Source organism: Reichenbachiella sp., assembly GCF_039969095.1.
Taxonomy (GTDB): domain Bacteria; phylum Bacteroidota; class Bacteroidia; order Cytophagales; family Cyclobacteriaceae; genus Reichenbachiella.
This window is the reverse complement of the sequence record NZ_JBDVOL010000017.1, coordinates 298,333-320,926: the sequence shown is the minus strand read 5'-3', so window position 1 is coordinate 320,926 and position 22,594 is coordinate 298,333. Positions and strand designations below refer to the sequence as shown.

Sequence of the window (22,594 nt, the reverse complement as noted above, 5' to 3'; positions counted from 1 at the left end):
GGGATTGTCGTTTCGCTCGTTTTAACGAACAGCGAAATTAGTTAAATTAGTAGTTACAGCAAAGCATTATGTTTCTTCAATCACTCTCCTTGCAATATTTTAAAAATTATGAAAAGGCGGAAGTTTCATTTTGTGATCATTTCAATTGTTTGGTTGGGATCAATGGTAGTGGTAAAACCAATGTGTTAGATGCCATTCACTATTTATCTACTACTAAAAGTGCTTTTCACTCTTTGGATTCACAAAGTATCAATCATGATGGTCAATACTTTGTGGTTAACGGTCGGTTTTCCTTAAAAGGTAAGCAACAAAAGGTTCATTGTAGCTTGAAGAAAAATTTCAGAAAGACTTTTAAAGTTGATGAATCTGAATATGAAAGACTAAGTGAGCACGTAGGCAAATTTCCTGTAGTGATGATCGCACCTAACGATGATGAACTCATCCGAGAAAGCAATGAAACAAGACGTAAGTTTTTTGATAGCATCATTTCACAATATGATCATGAGTATTTACAATCACTGATCAAGTACAACCAACATCTAAAACAGCGAAATGCTCTTTTAAAAGCCATGAATGAATCGGGGAGAGTTGATGCTGTGATGGTGGAAACCTACGATAAACCCTTGATTACTCTTGGTCAGGGCATTGCAAAAAAGAGAAAATCTTTTATCAAAAAATTTCTACCTCATCTTCAATCTAATTATGACAGATTATCTGAGAGAAGAGAAAGAGTGAGTGTGGAATATAATACTAAAGTGTTGGCGAATGATTTTGCAGAGCAATATGCCAAAGGACTTAAAAAGGATGTAATCACACAACGAACAAATTTAGGTATTCACCGAGATGAGTACTTATTGGTAATTGATGACTTCCTTATAAAAAAATATGGTTCTCAAGGGCAGCAGAAGTCATTATTAATCAGTTTGAAATTGGCTCAATTTGAGTTTATCAAATCACATTTGGGAAAAACGCCCATTCTTTTATTGGACGATATCTTTGATAAACTGGACGACGGGCGAATTTCTCAGTTGATGTCAATAATTGGCTCTGACACATTTGGACAAGTGTTCGTTACAGATGCGCGCGAGGAGCGCACAAGAAGTTTGCTTCAGGGGAAATTCGAACCCATGAAATTATTTCGGGTTGATGAAAATTCGATTGAGGAAGTGAGTTAAGATCTTCTTGTTAATTGAATATTGATGGGCTGATCTGGCCGAAGCGTCAACAAAGGGTTGAAGCCAACATCCTTTGGAGATAACGGGTCTATTTTAAAGGCATTTACAATTTGAACAAGAAGTATGGTCATTTCGAAAATGGCAAAATTGTTACCAATACAAAATCTTGGGCCTCCCCCGAATGGTAGGTATTGAAATTTGTGTTTGAAACTATATCCTTCAAATCTTTCGGGCTCAAATGAATCTGGTTTCTCCCAATACTCAGGGTGATGATGTATTTCGTAAATGCTATTCATCAACTGATATTCTGCCTCGATTTCGAATTCACCCAATTGGTCTGGTGCTTTGGCCTTTCTCACTACATTCCAGATTGGTGGATATATGCGCATGGACTCTTTGATGACCTGACTGGTGTACTTTAGATTGGAAAAGTTCATTAAATCCAAATCTTCAAAATCCTTCAAACCTCTAATTTCTTCGTATAATTTCTTCTGGCTATCGGGGTGATGGGCTAGGAGATGTAAGGTCCATGTCATTCCCAACGAAGATGTTTCGTGTCCAGCTACTAGAAAAGTTAGAATCTCATCTCTAATTTGAATGAAGTCATTTTCAGCATCAAAATTGGTAAGTAAAACAGAGAGAAGATCTTCTATTTCCTTTCCTTCAATTGATGTTCTTTCTTCTATGGTTCTTTGAATCAGGTCATTAGATTCTTTCATCATAACATGATAGCGACGATGATTTTTAGAAGGGATCCAAAGTGGCCATTTGATTGGGTTACGAATTCTATTGACTATAAATTCCTGACCAAAATTTACATGACCCGACATCTTGTTCATAATTTCCTTATCCGAGGAATGAATGAGTGAATTCAATAAAATTGTAAGCGTCAAACCATTCATTTCGGTATCTAACCTCAATTTTTGATTTGCTGAAAGACCTGCAAAGTACTGTTGGCCTGTGCTCCAAACTGCGGGTAGTAGTTTCCTTAATTCATTTTTATGAAAAGAAGGCTGAAGTATTTTTCTGTTTCTATGCCACTCTTCTCCTTCAGAGGTAAGTAGACCATTGCCTAATACAAGCGCGACTTGTTTATATCCGTTGCTTTTGGTGTAATTTTCGTGGTTGGTGGCTAATACATGTTGAGCCTGTTCAGGGTCAGATATCAACGCAAATTTTCCTATTGGCAAATTCAAATCTACAGGTGAAGCATAAACTCTTGCAGCTTCTCTCATGTATAAAATAGGTGAAGCTTGAAATTTTTTTAGATTCTGAAATTTACTGTTTTCAGGAAAGGCTTTTGGTGGTTTCAATTTGCAGCTTTTAAAGCGAATATAGTTTTTATCATGGATAAGCTATATGTCAATTTTCAACAATACCTTTCAATTTCGCTCCATGGCACTAAAAATAGGTTCAAAATATATTAGGTTTATGGTGAACCAATTTTGAACTATATTATGAAATGGCTTCTGTTTTTTATTAGTATCATCTTATTGAATTCATCAGTTTTTGGCCAACAAGTTGGAAGTGGAGTCACAGATGGAATTGATAGGGTCAACAACGATTTACTTACGTCATGGATGAATGATATCCGACCTAGCGGAACGGATTTGTCAGCTGTTGAAGGTTCCCCCTATTTTCTTGATGATTGGACTTATGGCAAAGTAGTATCTATCAAAGGGGAGCGATTTGCGGATGTGAATTTGAAACTTAACCTCTTTCAAAAAGAGTTGATGGTGCAACCACTAAACTCTAAAGATTCTTTTTTAATGGATGATTCTAAGTTGCTACAATTCGATTTCATTCAATCAGACAGCACCTATTCATTCGTAAGAGTAAATCAGCTTGATGGGTCTAAACCCAAGCCATATCTGGATTTTTATCAATTATTGGTTTCAGGCAAGATGAATTTGTTATATCAACCGATAGTAGAAATTCGTCAGCCACCCAAGAATACTATGGCTACTGCAGGTGGCAGAGGTGCTGGTATTTATAGTCGGGAGGATAATTTTTATTTATATAATGGCGTAAGTCTGGAGAAAGTAAAAAAGTCTAAAAAACCGTTATTGAAAGCTTTAGGAAGATATCAGAAAGAGGTAGATCGATTCATGTCAAAGTATAATTTGAAACCAGGAAAGCCAGAGGATCTTATTCAGATTGTGAGATATTACAATACTTTGAACTAACAATTTTTTGTTTCTAACTCAAGAAGTTTTTGCTTTCTCCAGACTCCGCCACCATAACCAGTCATAGAACCATCCGACCCGATGACTCGATGGCAAGGAATGATAATCGCAATACGGTTGTCGCCATTTGCGGTAGCCACAGCACGAATGGCTTTCAAATTATTGATAGCGATTGCTTGTTCTTTATAACTGCGTGTTTTTCCATATGGAATGTCTTGAAGTACTTTCCATACTTTTTGTTGGAATTCAGTACCTGGAGTTTCTAATGGCACTGTAAACTTTTTAAGCCCCCCTTCAAAATACTGTTTCAACTCGTGGGTTAAAGTCTGAAAGAGGGGACTTTGCCCCGGAATCAACTCTGCTTTTAAATATTTTCTGAGCCGCTCCACTTGCGTTTCAATCATTCTCCTGTCTGTAAATTCGAGTAGACAAATCCCTTTTTCTGTCGCACCTGCTATCATTGGGCCTAGTGGTGTAGGAATTCGTGTAACTGAGATCACATTTTTGTATTTACTTTCTTTTGGACTAAAACCAGTCGAGCTTTTGAAGCTATCCAAAAAGCCGCTTAATGATTCGAAGCCATTGCTATAGGCTGATTGAATCACTTGATCGCCTTGTCGGATTTGACCAAAAGCATTATTAATCCGAATTGAGCGAAGATAAGCTTGAAAGGTTATTCCATGGTTTTTCTTAAACCATCTTCTCACTCGAGAGGGGTCGAGGCCACGTTCTCTTAAATTTTGGTCATTGATACGCATATTGGGAGAAGATTCTATATCAGCCAGCAATGGCTTCAACCAAATAGGAACCACACCTTTCATTTCCATCGGGTGACAAACTTTGCATGGTCGATAACCATGATCTAATGCATCTTTTGAGTTCCCAAAATATTCTACATTTTCGGCTTTAGGTTTACGAGCATGGCAAGTAGGTCTGCAGAATATTCCAGTAGTTTTAATAGCGGCAAAAAACACACCTTCGAAGGAACTGTCCTTACGCAGAAGCGCATCGTACATGGTGTCAATATCTGGTAGAAGGGGAAGTTGCATATTCATAAATTTAGTGATTTAGTTGCTAAAGTATAGGCCCTCAGATATTCATTCAACCGAAAAATGGACAACCATTTTTAAAGCAGTGAAATCTCAACAGCAATGCATTCAAAATGCATAATAAATTGATTTTAGGCTAGGTTATCACTGCAATTAAAAATAACTTTAGTTGACTCTAGTTTTTTGGAGTCATTCAACTGGCTCATTTTTCTCGTATCAATTTAAACTCGTTTAGTAATGTGATGGGGCAAAAAAGCAATGGAATGCGATTTGTCTCTTCGTCATTATTTTATAAAAAGGGGCATGGAAAAAGTAAAAAATCAAATTGTTGATTCTACATTATTAGCTGGCGTATGTGCAGGTACGGTGGCCTTTTTGATTGCCTATTATCCTTACAATATTCGGGAAGTATCAATTCTATTCTTCAGCGATTTAATATTGCTTGCGAGCCTTATACTCATTTGCGCGTTCCGTAAGCAGATAAAGATTAAGCATAAAGCTATTGTCGTTATTTTGATTCTATTGGTATTAGTTTTTAGCGATATGTATATGTGGGGGATTTACTCCTTGAATAAGGTTATGATTGTTATTATACCTTTTTATACTTTATTCATTTTCAGATTTTGGAATGCCCTCGTAGTTTATGCTATTTCAATAATTGCCTTCCTAAGTATTGGATTTTTTAAGATTTATAAAACTCAAGAGGCCCAATCCATTATAGAGAGAATGAATTCACTTGGTGTCTGGATTGAAGGAGCTATTTTGCTTTCTACAGTTGCACTTATCATTTTAATTTTTACCCGAAACTATAATAGAGAGCTGTATAATTTGATTGGAAGTCTTGAAAAAAAGAATAATGAGTTGGAAGGCAACCAAATTGAATTAAAAGCAAAAAATGAGAAGCTCAAATCCGCATTCAATGAGTTGCAAATTAACAATGATAAGTTAACTGAATATGCATTTATTAACTCACATGTATTGAGAGCTCCGTTGGCACGAATGCTCGGTTTGGCTGCAGTTGTATCCAAAGAGGTCAAGGTAGAAAAGCACCAACAGCTAATGGGTCAGTTGCTTTCTAGTGCGGAAGAATTGGATAAGGTGGTTTCGAACATCAATAATACCTTGGAAGAGCAAAAGGACCTGACCAGACATAGAGTTGTTGTAGACCACAAAGTTGAAGATGATTTTTCAGCGCAAGATGAATTCGATTCCTAAGCCCATTCCGTACGTAATCATATTGTTGGTACTTTGGGCTATGGTTCAAACGCTGATTTTTCATTTGTATGGAATCAAGAGTGCCGTAGATACTACATTTTATCTTGAAGACGCTGCTTTGATTAGACAGGGTATATGGCCTACGGGAAGAGGATTGATGTATATCAGCTATTCAATGCTATTGGCTGTAATCCAGGTTATTGGCTTGAGTGTTTCTTGGATTATTCTTATACAAATAGCGGCTTCGCTTTTCGCAACAATTGCTATTTTTAGATTGGCTACGGATCTATACAAAAACAAGTACGCGGGAGTTTTTGCAGTTGTCTTCTACCTTCTTTGGATCAAAATACACCAGTGGAATTTTATTCTTTATACAGACTCATTGTTTGCCAGCCTCACTATTATTTCTTTAACTCTATTCTACTTTTCTAAGAAAAGGAGAGATTATATAGTCGCTAGCATAGTACTACTCTTTGCTATTTTTATACGCCCAAATGGTGTTGGGCTTATCATTGCAATGGGAGGATTCTTGATGGTAAAGTTTTATTTTGATGAAAAACGAGTTCTAAAAAATAGCTTCTTAGGCATAAGTGTAGTTTTGATTGCAATTGTCATTAATCATTTATTTGAAGCTCATATCGATTCTTTTTTAGATAGTTATGCTAAAGCAGAAGTCATTTATCCTGGCCGGCAACTCTTCCTGTCTCCTCCACATGATTTGGTGATACCTAATGGTGATTCGCCTGCGCTTCTGCAGTTGGCTGCATTTATTATCTACAATCCTGTATATTTTGGCAAGCTATTTTTACTCAAAGCATTACTATTTCTAGCCAATGTAAAACCCTATTTTTCTTGGGTTCATAATTTCATAATTATTGTGGTGTTGTATCCCATTTATTACTTGGCTGTGCTAGGATATAGAAGACTAAATGATCGCGCCGTCAAAACTTTTGTGAGTTTATTTATTGGATTACAAATTGGGATTGTTGGGCTGACAAGTGAGAATTGGGATGGACGTTTTTTGATTCCACTTTTGCCTTTGATATTTGTATTGGCAGCTGGAGAACTGTCAGTGATAGCTAAAAAGGTTTTCCATGGGTCAAACGAACGATAGCTTGGCCAAGCTTTTGATTCTTCAGGATATGTACGGCAAGATTTGATGACCATGACGAACCAAACATTTTCTGAATTTGCCTTCCTGTCCAAAGTCTTGCGGAGAACTGCTTAGACCACTCCTTTTCATAAGACTGCTCCAGATGTATTCTTTTTAATTGTCCTTTGTTGCAATACTTTATAATTAACTCAGATAGAATTCTAGCTGACCGTATAGCCATCGCCATTCCATTGCCACAGAGAGGAGTGATCATGCCCGCAGTATCACCGCACATCAAAATATGGTTATATACCAGTTCTTTTTTTTCAAATGAAATTTCGTTGATCACTTCTGGCTTATCAAATAAAAAGTCAGAGGTTGCCCAAATGTTTTTTAGAAATGGATTTTCATGAAGCACCTGATATTCCATTTCTTCTACTGTTTTGTGTTTTTTTAAATTGTCACGATGAGATAGATAACAGAGGTTAAATGTTTGGTTTTCGACCTGACTAATTCCACAATATCCATTTCGAAAATTGTGAAGAGCTATTTGATCTGGCGCTTGGTCGCTTTTGATATGATACTTTACACCTAGGTATGGAGACTTTTTTTGCATGAACTTCCTATCCTTATCAAGTATTGATCTTTTGCCTTGCGCTCCAATCACAAGTCTGGATTGGTACGATTTTTTGTTGGCAATGACTTCAAATGATTCATTTTCAAAATCAATATTGGTCACGGTTGTGTTTTCAAAAAATGCTACTCCTGAATTTTTGGCCTGATGGTACAAATAATCGTCAAAAGCATAACGACTAATCCCGAACCCACCTAAACCAAGAGGCAATTCAGCCAGATGACCATTTACTGAAGTGAGTTGAAACTGGGAGATGTTAGCTGGATTCAAGTCTTCGGGAAATAAATCGTTTCTCAAAAGAAATGGTTTGACTTCATTAGAGATATATTCACCACAAACCCGATGAAAGGGGTAGACTTTTTTTTCAAAAAGCGCAACATGAAGGCCTTTGCGACTAAGCAATATGGAATTAAATAGACCCGCAATACCACCCCCGACAACTATAACATCGTACATTCATTAAATATCTCTAGAATTGACGAACAATTAAACGTTGACCGCGTAAAATTGCAACTCTAAACCCTATTGAAATGTCAGAAAACTTATTTCTCCCAGATACTGATAACCGTATAGAAAAATATGAAGCTTTGATACCACAGATAGAAGCTTTGATTTCCTCAGAGTCAGACTTAATTGCCAATTTGGCCAATGTATCGGCTGCTTTAAAGGAAGGTCTCGGATTTTTCTGGGTAGGTTTTTATTTGGTGAAGGGTGATGAACTCGTTCTGGGGCCTTTTCAAGGGCCGATTGCCTGTACACGTATCAAAGAAGGAAAGGGCGTTTGTGGAACAGCTTGGGATGAAAAAAGAACGCTTTTGGTTGATGATGTAGATCAGTTTCCAGGTCACATTGCTTGTAGTAGCGCGTCAAAATCTGAAATCGTATTACCAGCCATGAAGAACGGTGAGGTAGCTTTGATTCTCGATATCGATAGTGATCAGTTGGCCGACTTTAGTCAAGAAGATCAAACCCATTTAGAGCGATTGATGAAAATCATTGAAACAAAGCTTTAGCATACAGGAAAGAAAGTGTTGGATTGTTTTGAATTAAATTCAAGACATGGATCTGCAAAAAACTTTCTCGAAATACTCAGACTTATCCCTTTTACTACTCAGAATTGCGTTCGGTGTTCGCTTGATTTGGGGCACCCAAGACAACATTCTCAGTTACGATCGAATGTTGGAATTTGCAGGCTTTCTTGAAGCCAATGGGTTTCCTCTTCCTATTTTTTCAGCATTTGTATCTGTCTATTTACAGTTTGCTGCAGGCGTTTGTTGGATACTTGGATTTTGGGTTAGAGAATCGGCCTTGGTCATGATGGCCAATTTTATTATTGCCTTCCTTATGGTGCATATTGGAGACACTTATATCAACACAGCGCCAGCCATTCATTTACTTACAATTTCTTTTTTCTTGGTTTGTAGCGGGGGAGGGAAATATGCGATTGATTCTAAGGTTATGATTTTAAAAAAATAAGTTATTTTTGAAAAGCATTTCTGAGAGCCTTATAATTTTACGGTATTACATGTCTATTTTGAAAATAATAATTTTCACATTTCTGAAATTCATAATAACAGTATTTTGTGTTTTTTCCACGTATATAACTTTTAGTCAGTCTCCCGAATTGTGGGGTTTGACGTCAGAAGGGGGAAAATATGGAGCGGGAACAGTTTTCAAGTTTAATGAAGAAACGGATCTTGAGATAATACATTCCTTTAATTTCATTCAAGGATCAAGTCCGTACGACAATGAACTTTGTGAAGACACCAATGGTTTAATATATGGCACAGTTAATGGCGGTGCTACTAATGATGGTCTAATATTTCGTTTTGACCCATCGAATAATTCTTATATAACAATTTTAGAATTTAATGGAGAAGAGACTGGCTCAAGACCTGAAGGAAGACTACTTCTTGCAGACAATGGAAAGCTTTATGGCGCTACCCGAAATGGAGGCTCAAATGATGATGGCGTTCTATTCGAAATAAATGTTGAAAATCTAGAGTATAAAAAAATTATTGATTTTTCAGCCTCAGTGTCTGGGCGTTATCCAAATGGAAGCCTTATTCAAGCATCAGATGGAATAATTTACGGGACAACTCGCAGTGGAGGAGGAAATGGTGGTGGTGTAATTTTCTCGTATGATTTTGATAGCTTTCAAGTGCTTGATGGTTTTTATGAATCCGAAACCGGAATAAGCCCTGACGGTGGTTTATTCGAAGCATCAAGTGGTAAGTTGTATGGAGTATCGTATAATGGTGGGGTAAATAATGAGGGAGCTTTATTTGAGTATAATATTGAAGAAGCTAGTTTAAGTGCCACTTACTCTTTTGAGGGTTCAAATAAAGGTAGTAGCCCTTCAGGAGGCGTTATACAAGGGTTCAACGACAAATTATACGGCCTTACTAGATATGGAGGAGCAAGTGACGCTGGAATTCTTTATGAATTTGACATTAATTCAGAGTTGTTAATAAAAAGGGTTGATCTATTTTCTAATTCTTCAAGCCTTCCTGGAACTTTGACACTTGGAAACGATGGAAAACTTTATTCATTTATAAATAGAGGAGGTGGGCGGTTGTTCGAATATGATATCGAGCGCAATCAATATATCGAGTTGAACGATTTGGATGACGTAAATACAAGATATGGTGATTATATGAGCAAGGGGAGTAACCTTATGATGTCTTCTTCGGGAGACTTGTATGGAATGACTAATGATGGAGGCTTTGTGAATAAAGGAATGCTGTTTGCATATAATTTAGAAGAGGATCTTATAGTTGAAAAATTTAGTTTTGGTGCTCCTGATCATATGGGTGGTCACCCTTATGGGTCTCTAACTCAGAATTCGGAAGGGAGAATATTTGGATTGACTAGAAATGGAGGTATTGATAATGCTGGAGTAATTTTTGAATATAGTTTGTTTGAGAATAAGTACAATAAAATTACTGATATAGGAAAAAATAAAAACGGATATTGGCCAGAGAGTGGATTAACTCAAGCTAACAACAGAAGGTTATACGGTATTGGTTCAGTTGGAGGATGCGGCTCAGAGGGTATTGGTGCAATATTAGAATTAAATCCGTCAACAAATAAAATTTCCATTTTGCATGAATTTAAAAATGATTTAGACAATGGTAGAGTAGGTAAAGGTGATTTAATAGAAGTTAACAATAACCTGTATGGATTTACTATTTATGGAGGAGCTTTTGACATGGGAGTTTTTTTTGAATATAATATAGAAAGTAAGGATTTTTTGATAATTAAAAGTTTTGATGGAGCTGTAAATGGTAAGTTTCCAAATGGCAGTTTACTTTATAGTTCTGAAGGAAAACTATATGGTACCACTCAGGAGGGTGGGTATTATAATGACGGAATACTATTTGAATATGATATAGAATTGGGTCTTTTTTTAAAGTTGAAAGATTTTGATGTAACAGAATCTGGCAGAAACCCAACGGGATATCTTCTTGAATATCCAGAAGGAACATTATTGGGACTATCAACAAATGGAGGTAAAGGATTTTTTGGATCTTTATTTGAATATGATATTGAGTCAGCAGAATTACGTGGAATTTATGATTTTACTACTTCCGATGGTTCTTTTCCAAAAGGGGGACTTTATGAATTCAATGGCCAACTTTATGGGTTAACTTCTGAAGGTGGAAGTGAAGATTTAGGAGTAATCTTTAGTTTTGACTATGCTGATAAGAAGTATACTAAAAAGTATGATTTTGACAATGATACTGGATTCAAACCAATCAATACTAGCCTGACAGGTATTTGGTATAAGGAAAAACAAGACATATCCTTAGTTATTGAAGATCAAATTTACGGAAACCCGTCATTTGAATTGTCAGCAATAACCAATAACGAAAATGAAGTTGAATATTTCAGTTCTAATAATGATTTATTGTCGATAGAAGGAAATCTCGGAACAATTAATCAAGCAGGAACAGTAACAGTAAGTGCGGTTCAGCATGAAAATGATCAGTACTTTGAGGGGTTTTCGGAGAAAGAGATATCTATAAAAAAAACTCCACTTCTTGTTCAAGTAAGAGATGCACAAAGACATTATGGTGAAACTAATGATAACTTTATTTTAGATTATACTGGTTTTAAATATGATGATAATGAGGATTCATTACAAAAAAAACCTGTGTTTATAACTGATGCAACATTAACTAGTAATGTTGGAGAATATGAAATTTATGCTAATATGATTTTGGATCAAAATTATGAGATTGAATTAAGAGAAGGATTAATGACTATTATAAAGGCAAATATGATGGCTTATGTTGACGATCAAACCATAACAGAAGGTGATCAAATACCTGATTTTGAAATCAAATATGAAGGATTTTTGAATGATGATGATGTTATGGATCTTGATAACCCACCATCGGCCAACACTACTGCCGATGAATCAAGCCGAGCAGGCGAATATGATATTATACTGTCTTCAGGAAGTGACAACAATTATTCGATTTCCGTTGAAAATGGTAAGCTAATAATCGAAGGCGTAAAAGGTGAAGAAAATGAGGACGAAGAAGATGTAATCCTAGACATCATAAATTACAGTGAAAGTCATGAAAACATATATCCTAACCCTGTTGTTGACCGGTTTCAATTTACAGATTCTACTATTGAGGAAGCATTGCTCTTCAGTTTAAATGGGAAAAGGATAAAAGCCTTAGTATCAAAAAACAAAGAATTTAATGTGAGCGAATTAGCGCCTGGCACATATATTATAGTTGCAAAGGGATTAACTCAAAATCACATTTCAAGACTTATAAAAAAATAGTTTAGTAACTAAAGCTATTCAGGAACTCAATCATTTCGTCTTTGAATTCAGGTAAGTTCTTACCGTAGTCCACATACTGCATCAGCTTTTGATCCATGTCGGCCATTTGCTGCTGGAGTTCTGTATTTTGATTGACAAATAAGAATTCCAATTCAGGTTTCAATTCTTTCAGCACGTCCACAATGTCCAAAACAGAAAGGTTTCTTTCGGATACATTGTATGCACCAGATGGCACTTCTTTTTTGATAACATCCTCCAAAATGTTGGCGATAGAGTTCACATGAATAAATGCTCTTTTCTGATTGCCGTTGCCATTGATCTGCAGTCTTCCATTGAAATTACATTCAAAAACGAATTTATTGATGACAGCATCAAATCGCATGCTGCGGCTATAGCCATAGACGTTACCACATCGGAGTACAATTGGGTTTCTTTCTTTGCTCAATCGTTGGATATGCTCCTCTCCTCTTTGTTTAGAAATAGCATAAAACGAAGAGGGGTTGATCGCATGATCGTCTTTGATAGGTTTATTGTCAAAACCGTATACGCCCATACTACTCAAATAAATGACTTTTTTGACGTCACTTTCTTCGATTGCATATGTTAATTCCGCAGTTCCCCAGTTATTGATTTGTTCGTAAAAATGCAAATTGACATTGGCGAACGGAGAAGTGACTTTAGCAGCCAAGTGAATGACCACATCTACACCTTCCATCGCTTTTTTCAGACTTCGAGAGTCTAGTAAATCACCTTTCACAAACTCAATGGCAAATGGATTGATAAACTTATCTCCAAGAAACAAATTGTAATTGCCTCGCATCAAATTATCGTAGACAATGATTTTTTCTATTTCTTTATTGCTGCTTAAGTTTTTTATTAATCTGGTGCCTATATATCCGGCTCCACCGGTTATTAATACTTTCATTTCTTATGATAAAATAGGTGGTTATTTACTTACTAATTCGGTGTGGAGACCACATTCAGTTTTGTTCATGCCATACCATCTGGCTTCGCGCTCCATCATTTCTAAACTTGGTTTTCGTGTACATGGCTCACAGCCAATGCTACTATAACCTTGTGATTCTAATGGATGCTTTGGCAGCTGATATTCACGGATGTAATCGAAAATCATCTTATTCGTCCATTCCAGCATGGGGTGAAACCTAACGCTGTCGAACTTAGATTTTTCTTCTACTTTCATTTTCGCTCGATTGGCATTTTGATCCCGTCGAATGCCATTGATCCAAATATCGTAGTCAGAAAGCAAACGATCCATAGGTTGCACTTTGTTGTAATAGCAACATCTATCTGGGTCGGAAGCAAAAAGCAATTTGCCTTCGCTGTCCTTTTGCAGACTTTTAGGAACGTCTGGTTTAATTTCAATCATATTGAGTCCGAACTCATCGGCCAGTTGATCTTTATAAGCCATCGTCTCCGGAAATAAAAAGCCAGTATTCAAACAATAAACAGGTATAGATTTATCAATGCGGCTCAACAAGTGGAGCAACACAATACTGTGCGTTTGAAATGAGGAGGTTGTAAATAGTTTTTTACCTTCCTCCTGATACTTTATGATATGACTTTTTATTTCATCAAAATCCATCGAGACAGGTATTTAAATAAGTTGCGAAGATATATTAAATGCTATAAATAGAACTTAAAAGGATATACTAAACCACTGAGTTAGGTTTAAGGTTACAGTCTTTGTATTTTTTATGGGTGTAAGTTTCAAAATTTACAAAAGAACCAATTCGATAGAATGGCGTAACATTGCACTATGAAAGCAGCAGTTTATAGAGTAGAGCATTTCAATGCAGCCCATCGTCTTCACAATCCTGATTGGACTGACGAGAAGAACCAGGCTGTATTCGGGAAGTGCAATAACCCTAACTTTCATGGGCATAACTACAACTTGGAAGTAGGTCTCTTTGGAGAAATTGACCCTCAAACTGGGTATGTTTTTGATTTAAAAGTCTTGAGTGACTTGATTGAAGACAAAGTGCTCAATAGGTTTGATCATAAAAACCTGAATCTAGATGTGGAAGAATTCAAGAACCTGAACCCAACGGCTGAAAATATAGTTGTAGTTATTTACAACTTACTCCGAAGCGAAATTGAGGAAAAATACGATTTGAAAATAAAGCTATATGAAACAGAAAGAAACTATGTCGAATACCCCATCGGATGATGCGATAGATGATTTCGATCATGTAGCGACTTCTTTTGATACGCCTCTTAGGCCTGATGCTTTTGAGAAGGATGATGATTTGAAGATCGAGCTGATTGCGAAGCATTTCAAAGAAATCATGCAAGTGCTGGGACTTGATCTGACGGATGATAGTCTAAAGGGCACACCCAATCGTGTGGCCAAAATGTATGTAAAGGAAGTATTCAGCGGACTTAATCCTAAGAACAAACCACATGCCCGATTGTTCGAAAATAAATTCGGCTATGATCAAATGCTTGTAGAAAAGGAGATCACATTCTATTCGCATTGTGAGCATCATTTCGTTCCGATTTATGGGAAAGCACATGTGGCCTATATCTCAAGTGGCAAAGTGATTGGGCTTTCTAAAATTAATAGGATCGTACAATACTACGCCAAACGTCCTCAAGTGCAGGAGCGTATGACCGTACAGATTGCTAATGAGCTTTGTAGCGTATTGAAAACGGAAGATGTGGCTGTGGTAATCGATGCCAATCACATGTGTGTTTCTTCTAGAGGGGTTGGCGACACCAATAGTAAAACGGGAACGGCACATTTCAGTGGAAAGTTTACCAATGAAGACACCAAAAAAGAATTTCTAAATTATATTAATACTCCAGCATAAATCTATGCGTACTAACACTGAATCCATTAAGCAAATATTTTTGCGTGACTTAACAAGTCTTGAAAAAGAAATTCGAGCCTATCAAGATGAAGCGAACCTCTGGTTATTAGATGGTGAAATCAAAAACTCCGCGGGGAATCTAGTTTTACATATTTGTGGAAACCTACGCCATTTTGTTGGTGCAGTAATCAGTAGAGATGGATACGTCAGGGAGCGAGAAATAGAGTTTAGTAAAAAGGATATGCCTACAGCTGAATTACTCCGAATCATACAAAAAACAAAGGCAGTTGTCAAAAAGGCACTAGATAAACTCACCGATAAAAATTTGGAGCAGACCTATCCATTAGAAGTTTTTGGCAAACCGATGACTTTTTCCTATTTTCTGATTCATTTAACTGGTCATCTCATGTACCATTTGGGCCAGGTCAATTACCATAGGCGTCTGTTGGCGTCCTAACGCCAATTAGAATGCACAAAATCACTAAACCCACTTTATTGCTAGACAAAAAAAAGGCCATTCAAAACATCAAACGAATGGCAGAAAAGGCGAAAAAATCTGATGTAAACTATCGGCCTCACTTCAAAACTCATTTTTCGAAAGAAATAGGTGAATGGTATAGAGATAATGGAGTTACAAGCATCACAGTATCTTCCATCGACATGGCGGTATTTTTTGCAAGTCATGGCTGGAATGACATCTTGATTGCTTTCCCTGTAAATGTCCTTCAAATAGATGTGCTCAAATATTTGTCAAAGCAAGTAAAATTGAGTTTAGTCGTTGACTCAGAATCAGCAATAGAAGTTCTTAATAATGAAATTGATGACGCCATTGATGTTTATATTAAAATTGATACGGGTTATCACCGCGTGGGCATTTGGCACGAGGAAGTCAACCAAATAAAAGATCTAGGAGAGCTAATCAGGGGACCTCACCAATTCAAAGGTCTTTTGGCTCATTTTGGACACACCTACGGAGCGAAAAGTACCGAAGAAATCCAATCGATTTATCAGTACGGGGTGGAGGCCCTGAACAAGCTGAGAGATGCAATAGATAAAAACTTATTAATATCTATAGGCGACACGCCTTCCTGCAGTCTGATAGATTCGTTTGAAAACATTGACGAAATCCGTCCTGGAAATTTGATTTTCTATGATGTGATGCAATCTGCAATTGGCTCGTGTAGTTACGAAGATATTGCTGTCTGTCTGGCTGCACCTGTTGTCGCCGTTTATCCCGAGCGATCTGAAGTAGTGGTTCATGGTGGAGCGGTACACTTGAGCAAGGATCGATTGCAAGATGTAGATGGAGAATATTTTGGAAAAGTAGTTGCGTTAAAAGAAAAAGGCTGGTCCCAACCATTAGATGGGTATAGAGTTAAAGGTCTTTCTCAAGAGCATGGAAAAATTTTTATCCCAAAAGATCAAATAAAAAAATAAAAGTAGGAGATGTCCTTGGCATCTTACCCATTCATTCTTGCCTTACGGCTAATCTAATGAAAGAATATATGACATTGAGGGGTGAAAAAATAGGAACCATGCATTTATAGCCTCAATTAATCTAGCATATTATTATCTAGCAAAAATTGTAGCATTTCGCAGGCAGCATCATCTATAGGTTTGTAATAGACACCAATTTCATGGCGACTCTTTTTGTTATTAAATTTTAGTTCTTGATCGACATTTTCCACCACAAATTTTCTTGAGAACCCTTTAGTAAATCCAAAAAAGTACAACATTTTAGTTGGGAAAAGCTTTCTTGGAAAAGGGAAAGACTCTCCAAATCGATTGTGTAAAATGTTTGCAATGTCCAGCATGGATTTGGTCTCACTCACCAACATAAAACGACCCTCCGCATATTGGTCTTGTGCTGCAAATATGTGCGCATGAGCCACGTCACGTACATCTACAAATCCATATTGTACGTTCGGTACACCTGTTTTATAAGTGCCATTCGCAATTTTTTTGATAAAATCAAAACTCCCTGATTGGCTGTTTCTTGTCAGAGATGGCCCGAGAATAATGGCAGGGTTGAGCACCACCATTTTCCATCGACTTTGGTCGTCATGAATCCGCCAAGCTTCTCGTTCTGCTACCGTTTTTGAAAACGCTAATGGTTGATGCTTTAGATTGCTGGATTTGTTCCAATAGGCTTCTGAAAATTCTTTTTCTTTGGTGGTCTCTATATCGGAGATGTCACCATAAATAGCGGATACCGCACTAGTAAAAATTACTTTTCGTACGGAAGATGTTTTATTGACCATCTCCAGGACGTTTCTCGTGCCATCAAAAGAAGGGTCAATGAGTTGTTTTTGCGGATTGGTGATGCCACTCAATAGATATGGTGATGCCGTATGAAATACGATGTTGCAGCCATACATAGCCGCTTTGAATCCATCCGGTTCGAGTAAATTTGCTTCTAAAATGTCCAGAGAGCCCCTAGATTTTTCAGCTATTTTTTGAAGATGCTTGTACTTATCTTCGTTATTTAAATCCCGAACAGTCACTCGTACTTTGTAACCATCTTCCAATAAATATTTAACCAGCCAAGATGCCATAAACCCAGCTCCGCCAGTTACCAGTACCGGTAATTCTCTGCAGAGTATATGGGGGTTAATTTCTTCTTCTTCGACCTGTTGTAGCATAGAAATTAAAAATTAACGATAAGCGAAGAAAGTTCCTAATGATCGTAGACTATAAAACAAAAAAGAGAGTCCAGAGTCTCCCTTTTTGTTTTGAAGAATTAATTACACTGTGCTTCTACGGATTCTAACTGATCTTCTAAGAAACTGAGATCATCTTGAAATTGTTCATCAGAGTAATCTTCAATTTCCGACACACAGCTTTCATTGCTTTTTAGAAATTCAATAAAGCCTTCTAGCGTATCAATACATTCATCACAATCATTCGTGCTTTGTGTACAGTCTGAAATGTAATCTGCATTCCAGTCAGTGTATTGAGACTCAAGAGAGTTCTCATCACAATCGTCGTCATCTTTACAGCTTGATGCAAATAAGATGGTGCCCATTAGACTAAGAAGTAATAAGAGGTTTTTCATAATATTGCAGTTTTCGAAAAATATTACCTTTAATTTAAAGAAGTTAAAATTGAATACAGTGTGTATTCGGCAAGGATTATGACTAAATCAGCATTTATTGTTTTAATGAGTCTACTATTTTCTGCTTGTCATGAGCAAAACAAAAACACTGTTTCAACAGCAGAATTGATGAAATCGAGAGAGATTAAAAAGGTCTCAGACGCTGAAATCTTGAAAAAGGGAGGAGAAGTAGGAAATCAGATTTTAAGTGCTGTCTTAGAAATAGCATCTCGAAATGTAAATACGGAAACAGTAAACTGTGAGGTTGATAGTTGGAAAGCAATCGATTCGCTAGAAACGACATATCAGTCAAGAATCGAACGCCTCAATAGCAATAATCAACTAATTTCTGAATTAGAACTTCAACTATTAGCAGCCTATCAGTATAATCTGGAAAATAACGAAAAGCCTACTTCTTCTATTCAGAAGCTAAACTCAAAAACAATTTTATATACCTACCCTATAGATTCAGCAAGTGGCATTTTCAAATATTGCCTGGATAGTATTGGCCAAAAAAAGGTAGAGTTGTGGAGTGTAAAAATTCCCATCAAAGAAATTATCAACGAGCTTTAGGCTTTTTGGTCGTTTCTTGGAGCCATTCTTTTTGAGTTAGACAAAAAAATAGCGAAGATTTATGCCTTCGCTATTTATGAGGTATTAAACTCAAACTAATTATTTGTTAGCAACCAAGCTTACATCAAGTGTGAATTCATTTGAGATGGCTTTATCACCTAAGTCGTCAAAAAAGCTTGGAGACCCATATCTTACGTCATATTTAGTTCGATCCACTGTGATTTTTGCAGTGGCCATAGCCTTTCCTTCTTTTACGCTTACTTCTGCAGGAAAAGTCACTGATGTTGTTTTTCCTTTGATCGTTAAATCAGCTGTCACGTCGAATTTACCTTTTGCTGTACTTTTCACGTTTGTGATTATTAATCCAGCTGTTTTATAAGTTTCTACAGCGAAGAAATCGTCCGATTTCAAATGGCCTTCTAATTTCGCTTGCCATTCACCTTCTAAATCAGTGTTGGCAATGGTTGACATATCAATTTCGAATGACCCGCCTTTTAATTCAGTTCCATCTATTTCCAAAGATCCCTTAGAAATTTTAACTGTACCTGAGTGCCCTCCACTTACTACTTTAGTGGCAGTCCACACCACACTACTTTCTGAAACGTTCGTCTCATAGGTAGCATTTGTTTCGATAGGATTAAGATTCAATCCAATAGCTAATAATAATATGTTTAACATGTTTGATAAATGATTTTAAAATTATGTGTTTGTACAATAGTTGTAATTACAAATATAACGAAGCTTGAATAATTAGGTTTTGAAATTGTCTGATTTTTTCAAATTTTTAATAATCTTAAATGATATTTTGAAATATTCAATAAAGCTGTTGAGAGATAACTAATTAAATAATACGAACGTAAAGTTGAATCAAATTGGTTTATCTTTGCCTCTTATAACAATACAAATTAGATCAAAACAAAAATGACGAATACAGTATTAGCATTTGGGATGCCTGGCGGATGGGAGCTTGTAATTATAGTTTTGGTTATTATTCTTCTGTTTGGAGCGAAAAAAATTCCTGAATTAGCAAAAGGTTTAGGTAAAGGAATTAGAGAATTCAAGGATGCGTCTAAAGAAATCAAAGACGAGATTCAAGAAGGAATCAAAGACGACAAAGAATAATTTTGAGCACATACGATTCATTGTCTCGAATCCAATCAGACATTGATTCGGGAGTCATAGACTGTGTAGGGTTGGTCAACCACTACCTCTCCAATATAAAAAAGAACGAATACCTCAATGCACTCACTGCAGTTTATGCTGATGAAGCATTAGCAGCTGCTCAAAATGTGCAGAAAAAAATTGATGATGGCACAGCCGGCCGATTGGCGGGAATGGTTTTTACCATCAAAGATGTCTATTGCCATGATGGACACGAACTGCAGTGTGGAAGTAAAATTCTCGAAGGCTTCGAATCACAATTTACCGCAACCTGCATTCAACGCCTGCTTGATCAAGATGCGATACTTATAGGTAGAAACAATTGCGATGAATTCGCGATGGGTTCATCCAATGAGAATTCTGTTTTTGGGCCTGCAATTAATGCTGCGGGTCAAGATTGTGTACCAGGTGGATCGTCAGGTGGGTCTGCTGTAGCCGTTCAGGCAGAAATGTGTTTGGTTTCAATTGGATCAGATACTGGTGGTTCTGTTCGTCAGCCTGCTGCTTATTGTGGCATAGTTGGATTTAAACCTAATTATGGACGAATTTCACGACATGGCTTAGCTGCATATGCGAGTTCATTTGACTGTGTTGGGATTTTGGCACATTCTATTGAGGATACGGCCTTGACTTTGGAAGTTATGTCGGGAGCGGACGACTACGACACTACAGTTTCTCATGTAGATGTACCTACTTATTCGAAAAATACCGATTGGCAAAGAGCAGCAAAAGTGGCCTTATTCGATAATATTTTATCCCATGAGGGATTAGATGAAGAAGTCAAATCTGCTACCACCAATGTTTATGATAAGCTACAAGAACAAGGACATAGTTTAGATCATCTCGGATTTGACTATTTGGATTATGTCTTGCCTACCTATTATATCTTAACTACTGCAGAAGCTAGCACCAATCTTTCTCGATACGATGGAGTTAGATATGGCTATAGAAGCGAAAATGGGCATGACTTGGAGTCTATGTACAAGAAGTCTCGATCCGAAGGTTTTGGCGATGAGGTGAAAAAAAGAATATTGCTTGGGACATACGTCTTAAGTGAGGGTTTTTATGACGCCTATTTTACAAAGGCTCAAAAAGTAAGAAGACTCATTCGTGATGAGACAAAAAAAATATTCGAAAAGCACGATTTCATCATTTTACCTACTGCTCCTACTACGGCTTTTGAACTCAACAGTCACAACCGTGACCCACTTGAAATGTACCTTGAGGATATTTTTACCGTTCAGGCCTCTTTAGCGGGTCTTCCAGCCGTCTCATTACCAAACGGAACGGATAAAAACGGAATGCCTATTGGAATTCAAGTGATAGCGAATACTTTTGAAGAAGAAAAACTGTTATCTTTTTCGAAGTACTTGATGGATCAGGTGCTGGCCAAATAAATGATGCACAAAAACATTCTTCTTATCCTGGGGCTTTTTGCCACATTTCAATCCTTAGCTCAAAAGGATGCTACATTGGATCAATTTCCAGAAGTTCCATATGAATTGATGCAGGATCGGCTGAATTGTGCGGAGGGCAGTATTCCATTGGAATTCAATGAGCGTATCAAATCATTTATTGATTACTTCACCATTCGTGATAGAGAATATACTAAATCAGTTTTGGTCAATCGAGACCTTTTCTTCCCAATATTTGAAGAAGCATTGGCCGAAAGAGGCATGCCCGATGAGTTGAAATATTTGTCTATTGTTGAATCTGGACTTCGTCCAAATGCCATGTCCCGTGTAGGTGCGGCAGGTCTATGGCAATTTATGCCTGCAACAGGAAGATCTTATGGATTGTCACAATCTTGGTACATAGATGAGCGAATGGACCCCTACGAAGCCACTCAAGCGGCTTGTAGATATTTGAAAGCTCTGTACAACATGTTCGGCGATTGGGAATTGGCTCTAGCTGCCTACAACACAGGACCTGGAAACGTGAGAAAAGCAATTCGTAGATCAGGTTATAAAAAGACCTTTTGGGAAATTTATAATTACTTGCCTCGAGAGACTCGATCCTATGTCCCCCAGTTTGTGGCTATGATTTATACGCTGAATCATCTCGACGAACACAATTTTATTGTCGAAGATATTGAGATGAATTACCCAATTGCATATGATACCCTTCATGTAAACGGCTATATGCATTTGGAAACATTTGCAAACCTGGTCAATGTTTGCGTAGATGACCTAATCACTCTCAATCCTCACGTGATCAGAGGAGCCACACCAGATGGCACATTAAATTTTCCACTTAAGGTTCCAATTGACCTGGCCGAAGACATTAGATTGAATCGTTTTTCTATTTTGGACTCTGCAAGCAAAGTTGGGAAGCAAGATTTAGAGTATTTGGCAAGAAATTCACCAGGAAGTACCTATGGTCGCACCCGTCAAATCTACCGTGTGAGAAGTGGGGACGTATTAGGTAGTATAGCTCAGCGCTATCATGTAAGAGTATCTGATCTCAAAAGATGGAACAATCTCAATAGTAATATGATCAGAGTAGGGCAGAGATTAAACATCTGGACTTTGCCTCATTATTCTTCACAAACTAGAGAAACCTATGTGGTCAAAAATATTCCAAAACCTGTTCCAATTGTTGCTGGCGGGACATACCATTTGGTGAAATCTGGTGAGTCTCTTTGGAGCATTTCAAAACTCTATGAGGACTTGAGTATCGAGAAAATCAAAAAACTGAACAACCTCACTTCTTCTAATATCAAGCCTGGTCAGAAATTATTGATTAATATGTGACTTTTGGCGAAAGGCGGATTAGCAATAAA

Annotated in this window: 22 protein-coding genes and 1 pseudogene; 15 read left to right on the top strand and 8 right to left on the bottom strand. The window is 37.1% G+C overall.

From position 1 onward, the window contains the following. The first annotated feature begins 68 nt into the window (after positions 1-68). Positions 69-1,175, top strand: a complete 1,107-nt coding sequence (recF, locus tag ABJH98_RS19480; protein WP_348309454.1) for a DNA replication and repair protein RecF — start codon at positions 69-71, stop codon at positions 1,173-1,175. On the opposite strand, the gene ABJH98_RS19475 is transcribed toward recF, so the two are convergent. Then, positions 1,172-2,488: a cytochrome P450 gene (locus tag ABJH98_RS19475; protein WP_348309453.1), complete on the bottom strand. Its 1,317-nt coding sequence runs from the start codon at positions 2,486-2,488 to the stop codon at positions 1,172-1,174. The two genes, recF and ABJH98_RS19475, sit on opposite strands and share 4 nt — an antisense overlap. A gap of 144 nt (positions 2,489-2,632) precedes the next feature. Here ABJH98_RS19475 and ABJH98_RS19470 point away from each other — a divergent pair, with 144 nt between their 5' ends. After that, a complete protein-coding gene (locus ABJH98_RS19470) occupies positions 2,633-3,361 on the top strand; it encodes a hypothetical protein (protein WP_348309452.1) in 729 nt (242 codons plus the stop codon). Here ABJH98_RS19470 and ABJH98_RS19465 read toward each other — a convergent pair. Then, complete coding sequence (locus ABJH98_RS19465) at positions 3,358-4,416, bottom strand: methylated-DNA--[protein]-cysteine S-methyltransferase (RefSeq protein ID WP_348309451.1); 1,059 nt, start codon at positions 4,414-4,416, stop codon at positions 3,358-3,360. The two genes, ABJH98_RS19470 and ABJH98_RS19465, sit on opposite strands and share 4 nt — an antisense overlap. 297 nt (positions 4,417-4,713) lie before the next feature. Between ABJH98_RS19465 and ABJH98_RS19460 the strand changes: the two genes are divergently transcribed. Next, positions 4,714-5,625, top strand: a complete 912-nt coding sequence (locus ABJH98_RS19460) for a hypothetical protein (RefSeq protein ID WP_348309450.1) — start codon at positions 4,714-4,716, stop codon at positions 5,623-5,625. Next, a complete protein-coding gene (locus ABJH98_RS19455) occupies positions 5,591-6,739 on the top strand; it encodes a hypothetical protein (RefSeq protein ID WP_348309449.1) in 1,149 nt (382 codons plus the stop codon). Before ABJH98_RS19460 ends, ABJH98_RS19455 begins: the two co-directional genes overlap by 35 nt. On the opposite strand, the gene ABJH98_RS19450 is transcribed toward ABJH98_RS19455, so the two are convergent. Then, the gene (locus ABJH98_RS19450) at positions 6,705-7,808 is read right to left on the bottom strand and encodes an NAD(P)/FAD-dependent oxidoreductase (RefSeq protein ID WP_348309448.1); all 1,104 of its coding nucleotides are present in this window, start codon (positions 7,806-7,808) and stop codon (positions 6,705-6,707) included. The two genes, ABJH98_RS19455 and ABJH98_RS19450, sit on opposite strands and share 35 nt — an antisense overlap. Before the next feature lie 74 nt (positions 7,809-7,882). Here ABJH98_RS19450 and ABJH98_RS19445 point away from each other — a divergent pair, with 74 nt between their 5' ends. The 3 genes from ABJH98_RS19445 to ABJH98_RS19435 are packed head-to-tail and all read left to right on the top strand — an operon-like array spanning position 7,883 to position 12,153. Further along, entirely contained in the window at positions 7,883-8,365 is a 483-nt protein-coding gene (locus ABJH98_RS19445; protein WP_348309447.1) for a GAF domain-containing protein, read from the top strand. Positions 8,366-8,411: 46 nt separating this feature from the next. Beyond that, positions 8,412-8,828 (top strand): DoxX family protein, encoded by a 417-nt coding sequence (locus tag ABJH98_RS19440; RefSeq protein ID WP_348309446.1) that lies wholly within the window; start codon positions 8,412-8,414, stop codon positions 8,826-8,828. Positions 8,829-8,877: 49 nt separating this feature from the next. After that, positions 8,878-12,153: a choice-of-anchor tandem repeat GloVer-containing protein gene (locus ABJH98_RS19435; RefSeq protein ID WP_348309445.1), complete on the top strand. Its 3,276-nt coding sequence runs from the start codon at positions 8,878-8,880 to the stop codon at positions 12,151-12,153. Position 12,154: 1 nt separating this feature from the next. Here the strand turns inward: ABJH98_RS19435 and ABJH98_RS19430 are convergent, their stop codons facing one another. Then, entirely contained in the window at positions 12,155-13,078 is a 924-nt protein-coding gene (locus tag ABJH98_RS19430; protein ID WP_348309444.1) for an NAD-dependent epimerase/dehydratase family protein, read from the bottom strand. Between the two features lie 21 nt (positions 13,079-13,099). Continuing rightward, a complete protein-coding gene (locus tag ABJH98_RS19425; RefSeq protein WP_348309443.1) occupies positions 13,100-13,756 on the bottom strand; it encodes a phosphoadenylyl-sulfate reductase in 657 nt (218 codons plus the stop codon). Between the two features lie 174 nt (positions 13,757-13,930). On the opposite strand from ABJH98_RS19425, the gene ABJH98_RS19420 reads away from it, so the two are divergent. The 4 genes and pseudogenes from ABJH98_RS19420 (at position 13,931) to ABJH98_RS19405 (ending at position 16,478) form a co-directional block, all read left to right on the top strand. Then, positions 13,931-14,341, top strand: a complete 411-nt coding sequence (locus ABJH98_RS19420) for a 6-carboxytetrahydropterin synthase (RefSeq protein ID WP_348309442.1) — start codon at positions 13,931-13,933, stop codon at positions 14,339-14,341. Then, positions 14,301-14,984, top strand: a complete 684-nt coding sequence (gene folE / locus ABJH98_RS19415; protein ID WP_348309441.1) for a GTP cyclohydrolase I FolE — start codon at positions 14,301-14,303, stop codon at positions 14,982-14,984. The genes ABJH98_RS19420 and folE overlap by 41 nt, the downstream gene beginning before the upstream one ends. 4 nt (positions 14,985-14,988) lie before the next feature. Beyond that, positions 14,989-15,441 carry a DUF1572 family protein gene (locus ABJH98_RS19410; RefSeq protein WP_348309440.1) on the top strand — a complete coding sequence of 151 codons (453 nt, stop codon included), beginning with the start codon at positions 14,989-14,991 and terminating at the stop codon, positions 15,439-15,441. An 11-nt stretch (positions 15,442-15,452) separates the two neighbouring features. Next, a pseudogene (locus ABJH98_RS19405) lies at positions 15,453-16,478 on the top strand (alanine racemase). 59 nt (positions 16,479-16,537) lie between these two features. On the opposite strand, the gene ABJH98_RS19400 reads toward ABJH98_RS19405, so the two are convergent. Together ABJH98_RS19400 and ABJH98_RS19395 are read right to left on the bottom strand one after the other, a co-directional pair. Beyond that, a complete protein-coding gene (locus ABJH98_RS19400; RefSeq protein WP_348309439.1) occupies positions 16,538-17,626 on the bottom strand; it encodes an NAD-dependent epimerase/dehydratase family protein in 1,089 nt (362 codons plus the stop codon). Positions 17,627-17,724: 98 nt separating this feature from the next. Continuing rightward, a complete protein-coding gene (locus ABJH98_RS19395; protein WP_348309438.1) occupies positions 17,725-18,039 on the bottom strand; it encodes a hypothetical protein in 315 nt (104 codons plus the stop codon). Between the two features lie 105 nt (positions 18,040-18,144). On the opposite strand from ABJH98_RS19395, the gene ABJH98_RS19390 reads away from it, so the two are divergent. After that, the gene (locus ABJH98_RS19390; protein ID WP_348309437.1) at positions 18,145-18,651 is read left to right on the top strand and encodes a hypothetical protein; all 507 of its coding nucleotides are present in this window, start codon (positions 18,145-18,147) and stop codon (positions 18,649-18,651) included. 99 nt (positions 18,652-18,750) lie between these two features. On the opposite strand, the gene ABJH98_RS19385 is transcribed toward ABJH98_RS19390, so the two are convergent. Continuing rightward, positions 18,751-19,329, bottom strand: a complete 579-nt coding sequence (locus ABJH98_RS19385) for a YceI family protein (protein ID WP_348309436.1) — start codon at positions 19,327-19,329, stop codon at positions 18,751-18,753. 243 nt (positions 19,330-19,572) lie between these two features. On the opposite strand from ABJH98_RS19385, the gene tatA reads away from it, so the two are divergent. Genes tatA through ABJH98_RS19370 form a run of 3 tightly spaced genes read left to right on the top strand, consistent with a single transcriptional unit; the run spans position 19,573 to position 22,565 of the window. Beyond that, the gene (gene tatA, locus ABJH98_RS19380) at positions 19,573-19,773 is read left to right on the top strand and encodes a twin-arginine translocase TatA/TatE family subunit (protein ID WP_176214756.1); all 201 of its coding nucleotides are present in this window, start codon (positions 19,573-19,575) and stop codon (positions 19,771-19,773) included. Between the two features lie 2 nt (positions 19,774-19,775). Next, positions 19,776-21,209, top strand: a complete 1,434-nt coding sequence (gene gatA / locus ABJH98_RS19375) for an Asp-tRNA(Asn)/Glu-tRNA(Gln) amidotransferase subunit GatA (RefSeq protein ID WP_348309435.1) — start codon at positions 19,776-19,778, stop codon at positions 21,207-21,209. Continuing rightward, positions 21,210-22,565: a LysM peptidoglycan-binding domain-containing protein gene (locus ABJH98_RS19370; protein ID WP_348309434.1), complete on the top strand. Its 1,356-nt coding sequence runs from the start codon at positions 21,210-21,212 to the stop codon at positions 22,563-22,565. The last annotated feature ends 29 nt before the right edge of the window (positions 22,566-22,594 follow it).